The organism is Chroococcidiopsis sp. TS-821, assembly GCF_002939305.1.
Lineage (GTDB): Bacteria > Cyanobacteriota > Cyanobacteriia > Cyanobacteriales > Chroococcidiopsidaceae > Chroogloeocystis.
In genome coordinates this window covers 73,828-92,925 of the sequence record NZ_MVDI01000014.1, presented here as the reverse complement: position 1 = coordinate 92,925, position 19,098 = coordinate 73,828, and the positions used below count along the sequence as shown (strand labels likewise).

Genomic DNA, 19,098 nt, shown 5'->3' with positions numbered 1-19,098 from the left:
ATGGATATGAATAGTTATTGGTTTTGCCTCAAGAGTGGCGATAAATCAGGTATCTGTATTTAGTGTGCGATCGCACCTGAATTGTTCTTCATTTTCTTAAAGAAAATTACCGTAATCCCACTTAACAATAACGTAATACCAATAAAGTAAAAACAATCATTAAACGCCATGACATAAGCTTCGCGACGAACTAGGCTGGAGATAGATGCGATCGCCTGATTTTGAGCTACAGTAGCATCTGAACCCTGACTTACAAAAAACTGCGTCAACTGCTCGATTCTTTGTTGAGTTGCTGAATTATATAAAGAAATAGCTTCACCCAAGCGATTCGAGTGAAATTGTTCTCTTCGCGTTAACAATGTTGCCAAAGCCGCAATTCCGATTGAACCACCCAAGTTACGCATCATATTGAATAAACCCGACGCTGAACCGGCTTGTTCTTTTTCTATCCCTGCTGTTGCAATCGAGGAAAGCGGTACAAAAATCAACGGTTGTCCCATTGCCCGCACCAGTTGCGACCATTTTAATTGATCGATACCGGTATCGTGCGTCAAAGTAGAGTTCATAAAACAACTAATGGCAAACAAACTTACACCTACAGCAATGAGTAGCCGACTATCAATTCGTTGCATTAATTTGGGAACGAATGGCACAATCAGTAATTGTGGCAATCCTAACCACATAATCACTTCACCGATTTGCAGCGGGTTATAGCCTTGGATTTGGGTTAGATATAACGGCAATATATATACTGAACCATACAAACCAATTCCTAGCGAAACATTAATAACACTTGCTAAACCAAAGTTACGCAGCGCCAATAAGCGAAGATTAATAAATGGTTGCTTGCGCGTGAATTCAACCCAAAAAAACATGGCGAGAAAAATTACTGCAACAACCGCAAGTCGCACAATTAACGGCGAACTAAACCAATCTTTACGGCTACCTTCTTCTAACACAACTTGCAGAGAACCCAAGCCAATTGCCATTGAAATGATTCCCCACCAATCTCCTTGTTTTAATAAATGTAGTTGTAACTTTTGAGGTTTCAATCCATACCAAACCGCAGCAATTAATAACAACCCTGGAATTACATTCAAATAAAAAATATATTGCCAGCTAAAATTTTCTGTTAACCATCCTCCCACTGTTGGACCAATTGCAGGCGCAAATACCGCTGTAATCGCAAACATTGCCATTCCAATTGGCTGCTTTGCTGGTGGCAAATATGTTAGCAAAATTGTAAAAGCCATCGGAATCAAAACTCCGCCTGTAAACCCTTGCAAGGCGCGAAATAAAATCACTGAAGGTAAATTCCACGCCCACGCACAGCACACCGAAAAAAACGTAAATAAAGCAGCGTTAACAACTAAATACCAGCGTGTAGCAAATATCCTTGATAGCCACGCAGTTAAGGGAATAACAACAATTTCAGCGACTAAATATGCTGTAGAAATCCACGAGCCTTCTTCTAAAGTTGCCCCTAATGCTGCTTGGATATCTTTTAAAGAAGCGTTCGTAATTTGAATATCTAGAACTGCCATGAAAGCGCCCAACATAGCACCCATGACAGCAATCCAGCTTTTAAAGGGAACGCGATCAGATGCAGGTGGTGCAGAACGGTTGTGTCGTTGTCTTAATACGTTTGTATGTGCCACTGCTTTACTCTACTAATAAGTTTCTTAGTGGCTAGTTGTTAATCATTTATTACTCTAATTACTAACCACTCCGATCATAATTAAGAATGTGCTTTGGGTAAAATGCCGCGATTTAGATAAATTGGACGGATGAATTTTCTTAAGTAAGGCAACTGTCGGGAAAATATCAATGAAGCTGCAATACAAGCAACTCCGCCGATAATTAATGTATGAGAAGCACCAATTTGATTTGCTAAGCTACCTGCGAGTAGATTTCCAAAGGGAACCATACCCAGAAATGCCATTGTAAATAAGCTCATTACCCGTCCGCGTTTGTCATCTTCAACAATGGTTTGCAGTACAGTATTACTAGAGGCTATTTGCAAAATTGAACCGCAGCCAATTAGCAACGACATCAGCAAAGAAAGCCACAAAACGCGCGATAAAGCAAAAGCAATAATTCCTGTTCCGCAAATTGCGGGAGCAGCCGCAATTACTTTACCTAAGCCAACAACACTGGGGCGAGTGCTAAGATAAATTCCACCGCCAAGCGCTCCTACTCCGGAAGCTGCCATGAGAAAACCAAGCGTATTGGCATTCCCATGCAAAATTTTGGTGGCAAAGATCGGTACGAGAGTTACGTAAGGCATCGCCATCAAGCTAAACGACGCGATTAGTATCAAAATCGACCGAATTGGTGGAAAACCAAAAGCGTATTCAAAGCCTTCTTTTAATCTTTGCAAAGGCGCAGCGTTTGATACGACAACTTGGCGTGGTTTGAGCTTCATTGCTAATAAGGCAGTAATCACCGCAATATAGCTGATGCCATCAATCAGAAAACAGTATCCAGAACCAATTCTGGCAATAATTATCCCTGCGATCGCAGGACCAACTAACCTTGCACCATTTACAAGTGAAGAATTTAGCGCGATCGCACTGGCTAAATCGTCTTTGCGTTCCACAATTTCGTTAACCAGTGTTTGTCTAGCAGGGGCGTCAAACGCATTAATTAACCCTTGAAACAAGCTCAGTACGATAATATGCCAAATCTGAATCACACCAGTTAGCGCTAACACTGCTAATGCTAACGATTGGCACATTGCCAAGATTTGAGTATTGACAAGGATGCGATGCGGATGCCAGCGATCGACTAACACGCCGCCAAACGGCGCTAAGACAAAGCTAGGAATTTGACCTGTAAACCCGACTACACCTAACATCAGTGGTGAGTTTGTTAATTGATAGACAAGCCAAACCGTCGCAATTTGTGTCATCCATGTCCCAATCAAGGACAAACCTTGTCCAGCAAAAAACAAGCGGTAATTTTTTGACTTTAAGGCTGGTACGTTCGGTAACATTCGATTAATAACGTTTATTGAACTGTGACTGTGACTTCTGCCGACATTCCTGGTGCGATTCGCGATTCGTATCCTTGGATGCTTTGCGGATCGAAGGTAACTTTAACTGGAATCCGCTGCACAATTTTGGTGAAGTTACCTGTGGCGTTATCGGGGGGAAGCAGTGCAAACGTAGCACCGGATGCGGGCGAGATACTGTCGATGTGACCTGTAAACGGATGATGTGCAAACGCATCGAGTTTAATTTCTACGGGCTGTCCCGGTTGCATGGCTTCTAGCTGCGTTTCTTTAAAGTTGGCAATTACCCAGTAATCGTTGTTCACGATCGCCATTAATGGTTGTCCTGGTTGCACTCGTTGTCCGACTTCTACCGATTTACTTCCGACTCGACCACCTGTGGGCGCGGTGATGTTGGTGTACGATAACTGCAACTGTGCATCTTTGAGACTCGCTTGTGCTTGAGCGATCGCGGCTTGTGCTGCGGCGTACTGGCTGCGGTTAACATTGGTTTGTTGACCACCGGCTTGCGCTTGTTGCAATCCGCCTTGCGATGCAGCTAGTTGCGCTTGCGCTTGGACGACACCTTCTTGGGCTTGCGCTAGTTTTGCTTGTGCTTGTGCGACTTGTTGCTGTGCAGAATTTCGCTGTGCGAGTGCGACTTGATACGCTGCTTGGGCATCATCAAGCTGTTGACGGGGAATTGCTCCTTGTTGATACAGCGTGTTGTAACGGTTATAATCTACTTGGGCTTTATGTAAATTTGCCTCGGCTTGGGCAACGGAGGCTTGTGCGGTAGGAATTCCAGCTTGCGCTTCGGTAACTGCGGCTTTGGCTGTGGCGATCGCGGCGATCGCGCTTTGCACATTTCCCTGCGCTTGGGCGGTGCTTGCATTCGTATTCTGCGATGCTAGGTTAATTGTTGCTTGCGCTGCGTTTGCCTGTTTTTGCGCGGCTAAAAGTGCGGCTTGGGCTTGCTGCACTTTATTAATATAGTCTTGTGGATCGAGCTTCACCAGCAATTGTCTTGGTTGCACCAGTTGGTTATCATTTACTGGCACATCGATGACTGTACCAGAAATTCGACTGCTGATTTGATGGATGTGTCCGGCAACCGTAGCGTTATCTGTAGATTCGTGCGTAGATGCATACTGCCACCAATGGTAGCCAAATACTCCAGCGGCGATCGCACCGATTCCTAAACCTGCTAAAGCAAAACCCAATTTGCGATTGCGTTTGACTTCTTTTTGCGGTTGCTGCGGTGGTGTTGATGATTGTTCGGTATCCGATTCAACTAACGGTGTCGCTTGTAGTTTCGTTTCGTTGTCTAAGAAGGTGGTTTTGCCGTTTAAAGATTGGTCGCTTGAGGTATCCATAAGTTTTCACGGGTGAGGAGAAAGTTAATACGTAGGCTTTTATTTAGGATGCGTAATATTGATCTATAATTATTTAGCATGCGTAATATTTACAAACATTAAAAAACTGGGTTTTAAACACCTATCATCAGATATACTTTGCTGAGTCTAATGACTTCTACTTAAGATAAGTTAGCGATCGCTTGATCGAGCAGTTGTGAGAAAAGACGGCGTTCGTTTTGTGAGAATCCTTGCAAAGTTTGCTCTCTGATTTCTAAAGCGATTGGCGGTAAAACATTTTGCAACTGATTGCCAGTTTCGGTTAACCATATCCGCCAAATGCGGCGATCGTGCGGATCTCGTTCGCGGCGGATCAGGTCGCGTTCTTCCATGCGATCCAACACACCCGTTAAAGTTCCTCCCACCTGTTGCAGCTTTTCCCCGATACTCGAAGTCGCTAAACCATCTTCTTCCCACAGACAGCACAAGACTACCCAGTGCGAAGGTGTCAAGCCAAAGGGTTCTAAGCGTTCTTGAAATTTCCGACCCAGAAGTTGTCCTAACAGCTTGATGCGATATCCGACGCTATGAGGTGCTAGAACTTCTCGCCGTGATTCTAGGGAATTTTGCGGAGCAGATACAGGAAGCATTTTGCTAATTACTTCGTATGCGTACTATTATTATAGTAACTTTTCCTGCGTGTGGTAATAAAAAGCTCCTCTCAAGTTCAATGGGCAATTACCCGTTACCGACCTGTAAAGATATTATCAGCATTGAGCAGAATTGTTAGGCGTGGTAATTTTTCTAAACTGAAAAAGGACTATGTTAACTAGACACTTATGGTACTGCGACCTAACCAACGACAAAAATTAGACAGTTCTGACGACCAACAGTTTTATGCTTATCCTCGGTTTGTGACTCATGTTGATGACGGATTTATTCAACAGCTGACAGATTTGTATCGCCTTCGCCTCAAACCAAACACGCGAATCTTTGACATGATGAGCAGTTGGGTTTCGCATCTACCCGAAGAGATAGAATTTGCCCATGTTGAAGGACACGGTCTCAATGAAGAGGAATTAGCACGTAATCCGCGGTTGAATCATTATTTTGTCCAAAATCTCAATGAAAATCCTAAATTTCCGCTCAAAGACCAAGATTTTGACGCGGTACTCAACGCTGTATCAGTACAGTATCTACAATATCCTGAAGCTGTGTTTTCTGAAATTCATCGCATTCTCAAGCCTGGTGGAGTTGCAATTGTTAGCTTTTCCAACCGGATGTTTTTTCAAAAAGCGATCGCCGCGTGGCGCGAAGGTTCAGAAGCTAGCCGCGTTGAGTTAGTCAAGCATTACTTTGAGTCAGTACCAGGATTTACACCTCCCGAAGTTATTGCACGTCAATCTAACGCACCAAGTTTTTTGCAATGGTTGGGTGCTGGCGGGGGCGATCCTTTTTATGCTGTAATTGCTTACCGTGAATGATAGCAGGGGAGAAATGCTGTTATTGGCTTCTCTTTCACTAACCACTTTCTCACGCTCTTAACTTCTATTAATCAATTTAAAGGAGACATGAATGAAATTTCCAAACGTGCGTAGGGTTTTAGCCGCTTTATTACTCTCGATGTTACTGCTTGTTACAGCTTGTCAAACTCAAGCATCCTCGCGTTTTGATGAAGTGCAAGCGATCAGTAGCCAGCAAAAAAGTGGTCAAGCTGTTGCTAAAGATGCAACTCAAGGTGGTAGCTTTAATCAATTTTTCCCTAAAGCTAGTCGCGGTTACGAACGAGTTTTCACGCAGGAGAAAAAAGGTTTTGCTGAAGCTAAATTGAAAAAAGATGGAAAGGATTTAGCGTTGATGGCGATTTCTGATACGCGCAGCCTTCCGACTGCGGCGGCAAAATTTAAGAATGCGACAAAACAAATCGCAGGCTATCCCGCATTGGAAATTGGTAGTACACAAACAGCAGTGCTAGTTGCCGATCGCTATCAAGTGAAAGTACTATCCCGCGATCCGTCGTTTACTGCAAGCGATCGCGAAGCTTTGTTAAAACAATTCGATTATCAAGGGCTTGCCAAATTGCAGTAATCATATCTCAGACTAAAACAATTTTGAATACAGGAGCTTGACATGAGCAAACCTATCCAAAAGTTGGTTGACGATCTGCCAACTAATAACTTAACCGTTTCGATGCTGCGATCGCTCGATTTTGTCATTCCAGGTCAATGGCAAAATATTACCGGATTTGAAAACACCATTCGTGTTGTGACCGGTGAAACTGATGAAGACTTAATTCAACAAATTGGCGAACGCGCAATTTATCTCTACAACGATCGCTCGCAAGGCTACCAACGCGCCATGTGGTTGTATCAAACTGTAGACAGTACGGATGTGGCGCTTGGTACAGCTGCATTAGCCAACAAAGTAGGAGAAAGAATTCCACTATTAGGATTCTTAAATCGCCTGACTCCCAAAGCTGATAAAGCACAAACCATCGATTTAAGTCTCAAATTAGTCGCAGAATTAGTTGCATTTTGCTACATTAACGGTATTCCTGGAGACAGTATTGGTGATTTTGTTGCATCTTTAGCCGACTACAGCGGCGAATCGTTAATGCGCATGGTTGCTTTAGTTTGTGTCGATGGCTTGATTCCCTTAGGACCAGATTTTATTCTCAAAGCACAATCAGTTCTCAACAACACAAGCCCCAACGAGTTAGAAAAAAATGTAACTTTCCAACGAATCAGTGATGCAATACCTGGCGTGACTTCTCTCAATAAACTACTTTTTATCAATGAAAGTTTTGACTCGGTCAAAGGTTGGATGAGCGGTCTTGTCTCTTCAAGAGATCTTACACCACAAAAAGTGGTTAATAATCTTCGACAAGCAATCGAAGTTACTGACGATAAACTCGACTATCTTGCAGCCTTTCTCGATGTCGCAACAAACTACTACGAACACACCGGTACGCAAACGTTAGCACGTCGCTTGATTGAACGAGCAGTTGCTGAAATTTAAAGTTGTAAGTGGACAAAATTAGTAAAGTATATCTGTTGAGATTGAATAATAGGTAATAGGTAATGGGTGATAGGATTGTTGCCAATTGCCAGTTACCAATTACCAGTTTTGTTTATCTCAACTGCTCTATTTGCACCTGTGATAAACCTGTTAATTTAGCAACTTGTTCTACAGTCATTCCTTCTTGTAGCAGGTTCCGAATAGTCTGCTGCAACAAAGACTGCACTTGTTCGGCGCGTTGACGTTCTTGTTCAGCACGTTGACGTTCTTGTTCTTCAAAAGTGGGTAACAATTCTCCCTCTAAAGTCGCCCAGCGTAGCCAAGTTGCTTCTATACCTTCGTATGTACCATGCCAACGTTGTAATGCTAAACCAAGAGTTTGACTAACTAATTGGTTTTGAGCATTAGGCATAATAGGTTGATAAACTCCGTGCTGTAAGAAAAACCCAGCCCAGTCATCAGGATTAAATGGATCGAACCAAAAATATTCTGGTATGCGTAGTTGATTTTGATAAATTAACTTCTTTTCATTTTTATCTGCTTGTGCAGTACTTGCAGAAAGCAACTCAATGACAACATCTGGGGCTTTTCCTTCTTCCCAAACTACCCAACTTTTGCGTTCCTTTTTCGGTACTCCTAACACGGCAAAAAAGTCTGGTCCTCTAAAGTCTTGATTGCGTACTTGTGCCAGACTAAAGTAGACGAACATATTGCCACTTGCGTAACCATCCGATCGCTTGTCGAGCCAAGGCAATAAGCTATTAATGAGTAAATTCATTTGCGCTTTATGCCGTTGGGTTTCCATAGGAATACCGTCATCGCAAGGCAGTTCATCTTGAGTAGGGGGCAATGCTACACCTAATTCTTTGAGGGTAATTTCTGACATGGTTATTTCAGAGGCTTCTACCCACTATTAGTACTTACATACTACAGCGATTCTAAATGTTGTGTAAATGCCACAAAAAGTTGACTAATCGCTAATGGCTAAGGGCAAAGAATAAATCTTTCATTAACCACGAACAATTAGCAACCCCAACCGGATGTACGCAACTCAACGCAAATCCTTAAGTACTTTTTGTGTAACTAGTCAACTATCTATCTGCGCTAGAATTTTTTCAGCTTCTTGACAGAGTTGAGCGTGACAATGACCGTTACTTGCCATTAAACCTCCCCACTGATTCACATCTCCTGTGTTGTATTGCAGAGGATTGCCATTAAAGTGGGTAAACTGTCCGCCAGCTTCCGTGAGAATTAATTCTGGTGCAGCCATATCCCAATCTTTTGGTGCAGACTTACCAGAAAGCGAAATATAAACGTCGGCTTCTTGTTCGACAATTGTGGCAATTTTGCAGCCAACACTACCGACAAATTTTTGTTTTTTGCAGGGAAGATGTTCTAAGAGTTGATTGAAGCGTTGATCGCGGTGTGTGCGGCTCACAACTAAGGTTAAATCTTCAACTTGCTTGCGATCTGAAACTTTAATCGGCGTGAGTGCGCCATCACGAGTTTCGGCAAACGTTCCACCACCAAGCGTTGCATAGTACTGTTTTTCTAACTCTGGACACGCAACAATTGCTAGCACGGGGCGTTTGTCTTGAACTAAAGCAATGTGAATTGCATATTCACCGGTTTTGTCTATAAAGTCACGCGTTCCGTCTAAGGGATCGATAATCCAAACCCAAGGTTTATTAAAATACTCAGGAGATTGCAATTTATAGGTTTCTTCGCTCATATAAGCAAATTCTTCATCTCCTAACGCGCTCTTGAGCTTATCTAAAATGTAGTGATTAACTGCAAGGTCTGCTGAAGTTACAGGACCATCTTTTTTATCTTTGACTTCTAGATTACCTTCATTGATGTCAGCTTGGTAATAAGAGCGTAGTAAATACGATGCTCCCCAGCCTACGGAACGCGCGATCGCTAAAATTTCTTTTAGATCCTTCATTATGCCACCAGCTTTGACGAACCCCTAGATTTTAGCCCATTGCCTTCGTTTCATTAGATATCTAAATCAATTAGTTGGCTAAACTAAGAGTTCCTGTACGGTAGCACTAACCTTGTCTATACAGCCTATGCTGCAGATTCAGTCAGCAAGCTTCATGTCGATGCGCTCGATGTTTCAGTTTCTTGAGAAGCCGGTTTGGCAACACCCATGCGAATCTCAGAAGTAAACGAAGCCATACTAAAGCCACCAAAGCGCTTTAAAACACTAACGCGCATTCGTAAATTAGGGCTAGCAAACCACAGGCGTTCTTCAGAAGACATCGTTTCGTATTCTGTAATTAAGGTTAACGCGCCGTCGCTACCCATAATATAGCGTCCTGCAACGGGAACTTTTTCCGCATAACCAATTTCTCGCAGCAACTTACCTTCTTGAGGATTTTCTGGATCGGGAACTGAGACTAACACTGTAGAACCAACGTGCTTTTCTTCATCCCATTCCATCGTGCCATTCCAGCTAACGCGCGCACCACAGCTAGCTTGTGTGGGGTCAATTTCATATTGTTCGCAGAGTTTAATAACTTCTGGATGGTCTTTTGGTAGTGTTTCAATGGTAATGTCAGATTTTCCTGACTCAGATTGTTTAAAAGCCAAGTGATGACTTGTGCGGTGTGAAAACCATTTACCGGCACTTTGCTCAAAAAATTCTTGAATATCCATTAATTTATCCTGCATTTAACCCTACTATCTTAAGTTAGCAGCTTGCTTGATTGTTTCAAATTTTAGGTGGAAGCTTGGTTTAGACGTTCTAAAGCAATTTTTGCTGCAGCAGCAACATTCGGATGGCTGTCTTTTTCCAAATATTTTAATGCAGATACGCTTTTGTCACTCGGTAATTGACTCAATGCTTCAGCAAGGCGCTGTCTTGTTAACCAGTCTTCTGACTGGGCAAAACGCAGAATTCGATCGACCGAGTTAATGTCCTTGATTTCACCTAAAGCGGCGATCGCAGCTTGCTGCAGTACAACTTCATCACTTTCTAATGCTTGTAGTAGAACTTCATGCGCGCGAGGATCTTTTAAGTTTCCCAACGATACTGCTGCGCTAAAGCGAACCAACCACTCAGTATCTTCATAGAAGGCGCGTACCAAAGGTTCAAACGCTCTTAGGTCGCCCAAATAACCTAACGCCCCCGCTGCGTCTGCACGAATTCCGTAATCAGGATCGGTTTCTAAAAGTTCGACTAGGATCGGATAGCACTCATCTGTTGGCTTAATTCCCAATGCGAATACAGCCATCGAGCGAATTTGCAGAATTTCATCTCCTAGGACTTTTTTAATGAGTGGTACAGCATCTGTGGCGGGAACGTCACGCAACGCAGCAAGCGCCAACATGCGATCGCGCGAATTTGGACTTTCTAATTGTGCAGAAATTTCTTCTAGGCTAGAGTTTGCCATGTAGTTTCGATGCCTTTTTTAATGTTCTTAAATCTACTGTTACCACTTTTGACGCACAGATCTACTGCCAAATGAGAGGTCTTATATCTTTTATCTTAAAAGTTGCGATGTTTGGGTAGCAGAGGAGCCTGCGCAGTGCGTTCTTTCCCCCCGTCATTGTATGTATGTTAAGCTGTGCTAGCTATTTTGCAGTAGGTAGTGTGAGTCACCGAATTGGGCAAAGTACAACCACATTAGGATTATTGCGCTGGTTTACGAGGTGCGTACTAAAATAATGAAGATAGCGTAGTAGTGTTTGCAACTTCATAATTTAGTGCTAGCCATGTAGACTAACAAAAAGGTTTGAAAAACAAGATGGGTTTTGTTAGTGTTGCTACGGGTTCAATCACCAAGCTGTTTTTATATTAAGCGAAAGTGTCCGAAATGTTCTTCGCCTTGACGTGCTGGTACAGAATTAGCAATTGGCTGTAACTTCAAAATTTCAAAATCTGCCTCAAAATACTGTTCAATTTCCTCTGGACTCACGCCAAAAGGCGGCCCACCAGGGCGAGAATGCGTAAAAAAGATTGCTATGAGTTCACCTCGTGGTTGTAGGATTTCTTTTACAACTTTTACATATTCTTGTCGCTGTTGTGGATTGATTGCACAAAAACAAGTGTGCTCAATAACATAGTGAAAATATTGGAAAAATTCGTTAGGTAAGTCAAAAATGTTACGTTTTAAAAATTTTGCTGAACAGCCATTTGTTTGAGCGATTGCAGTAGCTTCGGCGATCGCAGCGGGTGCAAAATCAAAACCAATGACATCAAAGCCATATTGCGCAAACGCGATCGCATCATACCCGCGACCACTACCTAAAACTGCTGCCTTTCCTGGTAGTAAAGAATGTGACTGCAATAAACTAATAAACGCTGGTGCTGCTTGTCCTAAATCCCAACGCGTTGTTCCTTCTCGATATCGCTGTTCCCAATATTCCGAGGTGTTAACCACTAACTACTAATCACTAACCACTCTCTTTTTATGCTAGAACACATGGTGGTTTAATATAGAGTCTCAAACTAAATCCGCTGCAAAACGATGATTTCAGTTGAGCATTTAAGTAAAGTTTATGGATCTACGCCAGCAATCCAAGATGTCACCTTTAGTGTCGAACCTGGTGAAATTGTTGGGTTTCTAGGACCAAATGGCGCGGGGAAAACCACGACAATGCGGATTTTGACTGGATATCTCCCAGCGACGAGTGGAAGTGCCAAAATTGCAGGCTATGACGTTCACGAAAATTCCTTAGCGGTACGTCAGCGCATTGGTTACTTGCCAGAAACGCCACCGTTGTATCCTGAAATGACTGTTGAAGCATTTTTGTACTTTGTGACGCGACTTAAAGGTGTTCCTGCAGGCGATCGCGCAGCAAAAGTAGACGCTGCACTAAAACGCTGCAATTTACAAGAAAAACGTCGTGTATTGATTCGCAAGCTTTCTAAAGGTTTTCGCCAACGCGTGGGAATTGCGCAAGCGATCGTTCACGATCCTCCTGCGATTATTCTCGACGAACCAACCGTCGGACTCGACCCGCGACAAATTATTGATGTCCGCAATCTGATCAAAAGCTTAGCAGGAACGCATACGATTATCCTATCTACGCATATCTTGCCGGAAGTGAGTATGACGTGCAACCGCGTCACAATTATTAACCGCGGAAAAGTTGTGGCGACAAATACACCAGATAATCTCGAAGCAAGTTTAGCTGGTGGTTCTGGCTATGAATTAGAAATTGAAGGAAGTTCAACTGCTGCACAACAGCAAATACAACGAGTGTCAGGAGTACGAGTTGTTGAGCCCGTGACAACAACAGACATCCCCGCAGATCGGGCTGTGTTGCGTGTCGTATCCGAACCTGGAATTGAACCTGGAAAAGAGATTATTGCTGCTTTAGTAAGTATGGGAATTGGCGTTCATGAAATGCGGCGCACGCGGGCGAGTCTAGAAGACGTGTTTTTGCGTTTAACGACTCAAGAGACACTAGAAGACAATGCGAACGCCACCGAGAAGCAGAAAGAAGAGGTAGCGCGATGAAACTGATTTGGGCTAATATTGCAGCAATTTATCGCAAAGAGTTACAAAGTTACTTTGCATCGCCTTTAGCTTATGCGATCGCCGGAATTTTCTGGCTATTATCGGGTTTCTTTTTTGTGGTTATTTTACTAGGTCCGCAAGGATATGTTTCCTTGGCGGCGCAAGCCGATTTACAAGCGCAGCAGATTGGTATATCTCCACAACCGATTGATGTCGCTTATGAATTTTTACGCGCTTTTTTAGGGATTATGGGTTCGCTGGCGTTGTTTGTGTTACCGATTCTTTCGATGGGTTTGTATGCAGAAGAACGCAAACGCGGCACTTTAGAGTTACTCGCGACGTCACCTGTGACAAATTGGGCTGTTGCTGTCGCTAAGTTATTAGGGGTACTCACGTTTTTTGTGGCGATGATTTTACCGTTATTAGCGTATCAAGCGATCGCGCTAAGCGCCGCAAATCCTCCGGTACCACCTGCTGTTCCGCTATTAGGACACTTGGGTTTAATTCTGTTAGCAGCTAGCGTGTTGTCCTTAGGAATGTTTATCTCTTCACTAACAGATAGTACCTTACTTGCCGCTGTTCTGACGTTTGCTTTAATTTTGTTTCTCTGGGTGATTGATACCGTAGCGCGAGCATTTAGTGGTCCAATGGGAGAAGTCTTAGGTCATCTTTCGTTGCTGCGACATTTTAATAATTTGGTTCAAGGTATTTTTGACTCAGGTAGTATTGTTGTTTTTGCAAGTTACATTTTTTTAGGGATTTTCCTGACTGCTCAATCTATTGATGCATTGCGCTTTCAACGTTCTTAACTTTAGCTTCGAGTTGTAAACCTTTTGAGAAAACCACAAAGGTACAAGGAACGCAAAGGAAAGAGATAGGGAGAGATATTTACCCAAAAAATTTAGGATCGCTGTATATGAAGTCTATTGCGAGAAGAAATTACAAGTATTGGAAGTATTTGTTTTGGCTTGGTCCAATCCTTTTTGTCGCTGGGTTGACGGCTGGATTGGTATCGAATGATTGGGAACCAGTACCGTTGGGGTTAATTGTTGCTGGTGTTGTTATTACTGGATTGTGGTTGATATGGAGTGCAAATCAAAATCGTTGGTGGAGTCGGCGATCGACTCAGGCGGGAACGAATGCGCTGATTGCTACACTTTCTGTATTGGCACTTTTGGGGTTGATTAATTTCTTGGCTGTGCGCTACCCTGTGCGGCGTGACTTTACCGAGGCACAGCTATTTACCTTAGCACCTCAATCACAGCAAGTTGTACGAAATTTGTCGCAACCTGTGAAAGTGTGGATTTTTGACCGCAACCAAGACCAGCAAGATCGCGAATTGCTAGAAAATTATCGTCGGCAAAATCCGCAATTTAGCTTTGAGTATATCGATCCGCAAGTCCAAAGAGGATTAGCCGAAAGATTTGGTGTCAAACAATTTGGCGAAGTTCATCTCGAAGCAGGACAACAGCGGCGGTTAGTGCAAGTTGTTAATAATGAACAACGATTGTCGGAAGTGCGATTAACGAATAGCATTCAGCAAGTGATTAGCGATCGCACTGCAAAAGTTTACTTCCTCCAAGGACACGGAGAACTTCCTGTTCCAGCAGAACAAGGTGGACTCTCGCAAGCATTGACTGCATTAGGAGAACGTAACTACACAACTGAACCGCTCAACTTAATCCAAAACCCAACGATTCCCCAAGACGCCACAATAATTGTGGTTGCAGGTCCCAAGCAGCCATTATTTCCGCCAGAAGTCAAGGCTTTAACAGATTATCTTAATGCGGGTGGTAGTTTACTTTTAATGATTGACCCAAATACAAATCCAGGGCTAGATAGTTTATTGAAATCTTGGGGCGTCACTCTTGATAATCGCATAGTGATCGATCCTGCTGGTGCAAGTATTGGTTTTGGTCCTGCGGTTCCTGTAGTAGATACTTATGGCGAACATCCAATTACGCAAGATTTTAATAATGGAATTTCTTTCTTTAGTGAAGCGCGATCGCTCGAATTGAGTGAAGTTGCTGGAGTGCAAGCGACACCTTTATTAATTACAAATCCCCAAACTTGGGCTGAAAGTAATTTGCAGGGCGATCAATTGCAGTTTAATCCAGAAACCGATGTTCGAGGTCCACTCACAATCGGTGCAGCACTAAGCCGTAAAGTCAACGATCGAGAGTCGCAAGAAGCAAGACTGGTAATTTTTGGTGATTCTAATTTTGCCGTGGATGGATTATTTGAGCAACAACTTAACGGCGATGTGTTTCTCAACTCGATAGGTTGGTTAAGTAAGCAAGACGAAGAAACACTATCCATTCGTCCAAGAGAACCAAGAAACCGCCGTATTAATTTAGCCGCACAGCAAGCCAATGTTTTAGGTTTAACTGCACTGTTATTAATTCCCCTCGTTGGCTTCGCCTCAGCGGTATTTTTATGGTGGCGCAGGAGGTAAGAAGCAGAGGAAGCAAAGGTGCAGAGGAAGCAGAGGTGCAGAGGAAGCAGAGAGGTAGGGGAGAAAATAGTACTATGAAGCTACAGCGTACCACTTTGATTTTGCTACTTTTGGCACTTGGGTTAGGAGGCTTCGTTTATTTCTATGAAATTCGAGGTGCGACTCAGCGACAGGAAGCAGAAGCAAGAGAACAGCAAATTTTTGCGTTTACTCAAGAACAAGTACAAGAGTTAAATATTCAAACTCAAGGACAAACATTAAACTTTGAGCGAGATAATGAACAATGGGTGATGACATCGCCTGAAAAGACTCCCGCAAGCGATGCGTCAATTTCTTATTTACTCGATTTACTCGTACAAGGAAGAAGCGATCGCACAATTCAAGTTCCTGCAAATCAACTTGCAGACTACGGCTTAGCAAAACCACAAGCAACGGTCACAGTGACGCTCAATAATCAGCAAACGCATCAGTTAAATTTAGGCAATCCAGACTTTACTGGTAATTTCTTATACGCGCAAGTCGATCCTGGAACTAACCCTAGCGGTAATGTAGATCTACTCTTGGTGTCTTCAGATTTCCAAAATGGTGTCAATCGCGATTTAGCTGAGTGGAAAATTGAAAACGATACCCCTTCTGCTAGCCCGTCTCCTTCTCCATGAACCCTCCTACTGCAACTTTACTCATTTCGTGTCCGGATCAAAAAGGCTTAGTCGCCAAAATTGCTAACTTTATCTACGCTAATGGCGGTAATATTATTCACGCAGATCAGCATACGGATTTTGCAGCAGGTTTGTTTTTGACGCGCATTGAATGGCAGCTTGATGGTTTTAATTTACCACGCGAATTAATTGCGCCAGCATTCGGTGCGATCGCCCAACCGTTACAAGCGCATTGGCAATTACATTTTTCTGATACTGTTCCGCGTATTGCCATTTGGGTAAGCAAGCAAGATCATTGTTTATTTGACCTAATCTGGCGGCAAAAAGCTAAAGAATTTACTGCTGAAATTCCTTTAATTATTAGCAATCATCCTGATTTAAAAGAAGTTGCTGAACAATTTAGTATTGATTTTCATCATCTTCCTATCACAAAAGAAAATAAATCGATTCAAGAAGCGCAACAACTCGAACTGTTACAGCGCTACAAAATAGATTTAGTGGTATTGGCAAAATATATGCAGATTGTCAGTCCAGATTTTATTAATGAGTTTCCTAATATTATTAATATTCATCACTCTTTTTTACCTGCTTTCATCGGTGCAAGTCCTTATCATCAAGCTTATGAACGAGGAGTCAAAATTATTGGTGCTACAGCACATTATGTTACACCTGAACTCGATGCCGGACCAATTATTGAACAAGATGTAGCACGCGTTAGTCACCGCGATGATGTAGCTGATTTAATTCGCAAAGGGAAAGATTTAGAGCGCGTAGTGTTAGCAAGAGCAGTGCGATCGCATTTACAAAATCGCGTTTTAGTTTATGGTAATCGTACAGTAGTCTTTGAATAGATGTTTATATAAATAGTCAATTTACTAATTACTAGCCCATAAGCTATACTAAATTCCATAGTGTCAAAAATTCTTCTTCTGTTGGTTCTTTTACATCAACATTATTTAAGCTATGACGAAGTTCTGAGAGAGCTTCATAGACTTGCTTGCGCGCGCGATTGACTCCCCCTAAAGGTTGATGTTCAGGTAAAGAATGCCAAGGTGTGAATGATAAATGTTCGCAAAATTCCATTTGTTGGGGAGAATCGAATTGCTGGCGAGGAATTCTAATTTTTGCTACTTTCTGAAACGGCGATCTCCATTCAATTCTTGGATCTTCAATTGGCATTGTTTTGGGATTTGTTTGCAACTGAATTAAGAAATCAAAGCTAGCATCTTGATGATTTAGATGCTCAATCATTGCTTGACGAAGATAGTCTGCTGTTTGAGTAACGGGGGGTATAGGATTTGTCGAACTTGGTATTACAGTGAATTTGATAGCGCGATCGCCTAGTTTATAAGGCGTACTACTCCAATACTGAATCGCTAGGGGACTACTCACTTTTTTATTGAGCATCACCATGCCAATAATAAATTCTCGTAAATGCCATTTAAATGGATTAGGATTGAGAAAGAAAAATTTCAGTGGTAAATTACCTTTTTCTAATTGTCTAGCTCTAAAAAAATCAACGTAATCTTGTACATCTTTAATAAAGAAAACAGGATGATTGATTAGTAGTAAATCCTGCGTTTTTTCATATTTTTGTCGCTCTAATATTTTTTCACCTTCCACTCCAAGAAGCTTAATTGCCATTCCTCGAACATCTTTCTTTGTATCGTCGATTACTTTATTATTAGAGAAACGAATTGCCGCAGTAAAAGTACGAGGGTATTTAAAAATTCCTACTTTGAGTTCTTGGGGAATATCTTCATCGATAACAAATTCTGCTCTCACACAGCCATGATGTTTTGGATGAGCATCGCGTAAAACAGGTCTAGTATTATCTGGAAAACTTTGTTTAAGCGCATCAATACTAATTTCTTCAATTTCTTTTATTGCTGCTACTTCTTCTGCGATCGGATACTCTTTGCCAAGTTCAAGTTTTTTAAGCTGCATAATAGTTCCTGTTTTAAAGTGTAAGAAGCTTAGCCAAGGACTGTATCTACTAGTGAACTACGCTTTTACATCAAGCAACAAAGATGAAAAACCTGAAAACTTAATCAAAATTAATGTTTGGTGATTTCTATTATCTAAGCACATAACATCAGTTAAGTAAGCAAATTGAAGCTAAAGGCAAAGTATCATCAGAACTTTTAAGCAGCATGAAGTTACGGGAAGGATTTTGCTGAAATACACGTCAATAACTGATAGTTATTTATTCGGTGAGAGGAATGAAAATTCGAGGTAGAATGATCTTGTTTGCTATCAGTGCAGCCTTGGGGTTGATGCCTTTGATGAATTTAGCAAACGCTCAAAACAATGCACCATCTGCACAACCTTGGTATAACTGTAGAACGCGCGAACATTGGACGCCGCAGAAGCAAGCTTGGTGTCAAAAAGCTGCGCGAGTGAAAAACATGACTTATCAGCTACCTAGTATTGGTTCAGTTCAACTCCAAAATGGCATTTATCAAAATCAAGCCAAAGGAGTAACAGTTACGTTAGTAGACAAGCCAGGTTCGATCGCGTTTGCAGATATCAATAATGACGGTGATGAAGATGCGGTAACTATATTAATGGTTAATGGAACAGAGGCAGCTTATTTGTCCCCAATTCTGAATGTAACGAATAATCCGCAGAATGTAAATTCTGTATCGTTAGGCGATCGCGTTCAAGTTCAGTCGCTTGTTGTTAACCCTGGACAAATTCAAGCGAACATTACTAAAAATAACCAAGCAGTCACGCAGACTTATACAATATCAGGAAATAACCTCACGCTTGTCTCAGAGTGTCTAACTGCAACCAACGAGCGCGATAGTTATAGTGCAATTAATCTAGAACAAATCAGTTCAGAGTTAACTGGAAGCAATCCCAGAGAAATGGCGATCGCTGCATTTGGATTTCAAGAACCACAAGAAGGTAATTTTCAGCAAACTGTCACTGTTGACGATCGCAATCCTCAGCAAGTTGTCGTGACGATTACGCAAAACAATTTACCTGATGATTCGGTGCAAGATGTACGTTATCGCGTAGAATTTGAGCCAGTAGCGAATCAATCGCAGTGGCGGATGGTATGGGCTGGTAGACAACAGCGCTGTCGCCAAGGGCGAGGTTCTCAAGATTGGACAACCGAAGCTTGCTTGTAAACATCAAATAA

At 42.3% G+C, this 19,098-nt stretch carries 19 protein-coding genes; 9 read left to right on the top strand and 10 right to left on the bottom strand.

The genetic code is table 11. From position 1 onward, the window contains the following. Positions 1-59: 59 nt before the first annotated feature. The 4 genes from B1A85_RS22045 to B1A85_RS22030 all read right to left on the bottom strand — a co-directional run bounded on the left by B1A85_RS22045 (position 60) and on the right by B1A85_RS22030 (position 4,997). Positions 60-1,658 (bottom strand): MDR family MFS transporter, encoded by a 1,599-nt coding sequence (locus B1A85_RS22045; protein ID WP_104548869.1) that lies wholly within the window; start codon positions 1,656-1,658, stop codon positions 60-62. 80 nt (positions 1,659-1,738) lie between these two features. Further along, positions 1,739-2,995 (bottom strand): MFS transporter, encoded by a 1,257-nt coding sequence (locus tag B1A85_RS22040; RefSeq protein ID WP_104548868.1) that lies wholly within the window; start codon positions 2,993-2,995, stop codon positions 1,739-1,741. A gap of 14 nt (positions 2,996-3,009) precedes the next feature. Then, the gene (locus B1A85_RS22035; protein WP_104548867.1) at positions 3,010-4,368 is read right to left on the bottom strand and encodes an HlyD family secretion protein; all 1,359 of its coding nucleotides are present in this window, start codon (positions 4,366-4,368) and stop codon (positions 3,010-3,012) included. A 161-nt stretch (positions 4,369-4,529) separates the two neighbouring features. Continuing rightward, positions 4,530-4,997: a MarR family winged helix-turn-helix transcriptional regulator gene (locus B1A85_RS22030; RefSeq protein WP_104548866.1), complete on the bottom strand. Its 468-nt coding sequence runs from the start codon at positions 4,995-4,997 to the stop codon at positions 4,530-4,532. Between the two features lie 189 nt (positions 4,998-5,186). Between B1A85_RS22030 and B1A85_RS22025 the strand changes: the two genes are divergently transcribed. From B1A85_RS22025 to B1A85_RS22015, 3 genes are all read left to right on the top strand, one after another. Beyond that, positions 5,187-5,831, top strand: coding sequence for a class I SAM-dependent methyltransferase (locus B1A85_RS22025; protein WP_104548865.1), 645 nt, complete (start codon positions 5,187-5,189; stop codon positions 5,829-5,831). A 91-nt stretch (positions 5,832-5,922) separates the two neighbouring features. After that, on the top strand, positions 5,923-6,435 hold the full coding sequence (locus tag B1A85_RS22020; protein WP_104548864.1) for a hypothetical protein: 513 nt from the start codon (positions 5,923-5,925) through the stop codon (positions 6,433-6,435). Positions 6,436-6,477: 42 nt separating this feature from the next. Next, the gene (locus B1A85_RS22015; RefSeq protein ID WP_104548863.1) at positions 6,478-7,365 is read left to right on the top strand and encodes a hypothetical protein; all 888 of its coding nucleotides are present in this window, start codon (positions 6,478-6,480) and stop codon (positions 7,363-7,365) included. A gap of 112 nt (positions 7,366-7,477) precedes the next feature. Here B1A85_RS22015 and B1A85_RS22010 read toward each other — a convergent pair whose 3' ends face one another. The 5 genes from B1A85_RS22010 to B1A85_RS21990 form a co-directional block, all read right to left on the bottom strand. Continuing rightward, complete coding sequence (locus tag B1A85_RS22010) at positions 7,478-8,251, bottom strand: Uma2 family endonuclease (protein WP_104548862.1); 774 nt, start codon at positions 8,249-8,251, stop codon at positions 7,478-7,480. Positions 8,252-8,452: 201 nt separating this feature from the next. Then, on the bottom strand, positions 8,453-9,310 hold the full coding sequence (locus tag B1A85_RS22005) for a 3'(2'),5'-bisphosphate nucleotidase CysQ (RefSeq protein ID WP_104548861.1): 858 nt from the start codon (positions 9,308-9,310) through the stop codon (positions 8,453-8,455). Between the two features lie 152 nt (positions 9,311-9,462). Then, a complete protein-coding gene (locus tag B1A85_RS22000; RefSeq protein ID WP_104548860.1) occupies positions 9,463-10,026 on the bottom strand; it encodes a phycobiliprotein lyase in 564 nt (187 codons plus the stop codon). Positions 10,027-10,088: 62 nt separating this feature from the next. Next, entirely contained in the window at positions 10,089-10,763 is a 675-nt protein-coding gene (locus B1A85_RS21995; RefSeq protein WP_104548859.1) for a HEAT repeat domain-containing protein, read from the bottom strand. A gap of 399 nt (positions 10,764-11,162) precedes the next feature. Further along, a complete protein-coding gene (locus tag B1A85_RS21990; protein ID WP_104548858.1) occupies positions 11,163-11,753 on the bottom strand; it encodes a methyltransferase domain-containing protein in 591 nt (196 codons plus the stop codon). A gap of 87 nt (positions 11,754-11,840) precedes the next feature. Here B1A85_RS21990 and B1A85_RS21985 point away from each other — a divergent pair, with 87 nt between their 5' ends. From B1A85_RS21985 to purU, 5 genes are all read left to right on the top strand, one after another. After that, entirely contained in the window at positions 11,841-12,836 is a 996-nt protein-coding gene (locus B1A85_RS21985) for an ABC transporter ATP-binding protein (protein ID WP_104548857.1), read from the top strand. Then, positions 12,833-13,645 (top strand): ABC transporter permease, encoded by an 813-nt coding sequence (locus B1A85_RS21980; protein WP_104548856.1) that lies wholly within the window; start codon positions 12,833-12,835, stop codon positions 13,643-13,645. Before B1A85_RS21985 ends, B1A85_RS21980 begins: the two co-directional genes overlap by 4 nt. A 107-nt stretch (positions 13,646-13,752) precedes the next feature. Beyond that, on the top strand, positions 13,753-15,291 hold the full coding sequence (locus B1A85_RS21975; RefSeq protein ID WP_104548855.1) for a Gldg family protein: 1,539 nt from the start codon (positions 13,753-13,755) through the stop codon (positions 15,289-15,291). A gap of 74 nt (positions 15,292-15,365) precedes the next feature. Further along, on the top strand, positions 15,366-15,950 hold the full coding sequence (locus B1A85_RS21970; RefSeq protein WP_104548854.1) for a DUF4340 domain-containing protein: 585 nt from the start codon (positions 15,366-15,368) through the stop codon (positions 15,948-15,950). Beyond that, entirely contained in the window at positions 15,947-16,801 is an 855-nt protein-coding gene (gene purU, locus B1A85_RS21965; RefSeq protein WP_104548853.1) for a formyltetrahydrofolate deformylase, read from the top strand. Before B1A85_RS21970 ends, purU begins: the two co-directional genes overlap by 4 nt. Before the next feature lie 43 nt (positions 16,802-16,844). On the opposite strand, the gene B1A85_RS21960 is transcribed toward purU, so the two are convergent. Further along, a complete protein-coding gene (locus B1A85_RS21960) occupies positions 16,845-17,897 on the bottom strand; it encodes a catalase family protein (protein WP_104548852.1) in 1,053 nt (350 codons plus the stop codon). A gap of 275 nt (positions 17,898-18,172) precedes the next feature. Between B1A85_RS21960 and B1A85_RS21955 the strand changes: the two genes are divergently transcribed. Further along, positions 18,173-19,087, top strand: a complete 915-nt coding sequence (locus B1A85_RS21955; protein ID WP_104548851.1) for a VCBS repeat-containing protein — start codon at positions 18,173-18,175, stop codon at positions 19,085-19,087. The last annotated feature ends 11 nt before the right edge of the window (positions 19,088-19,098 follow it).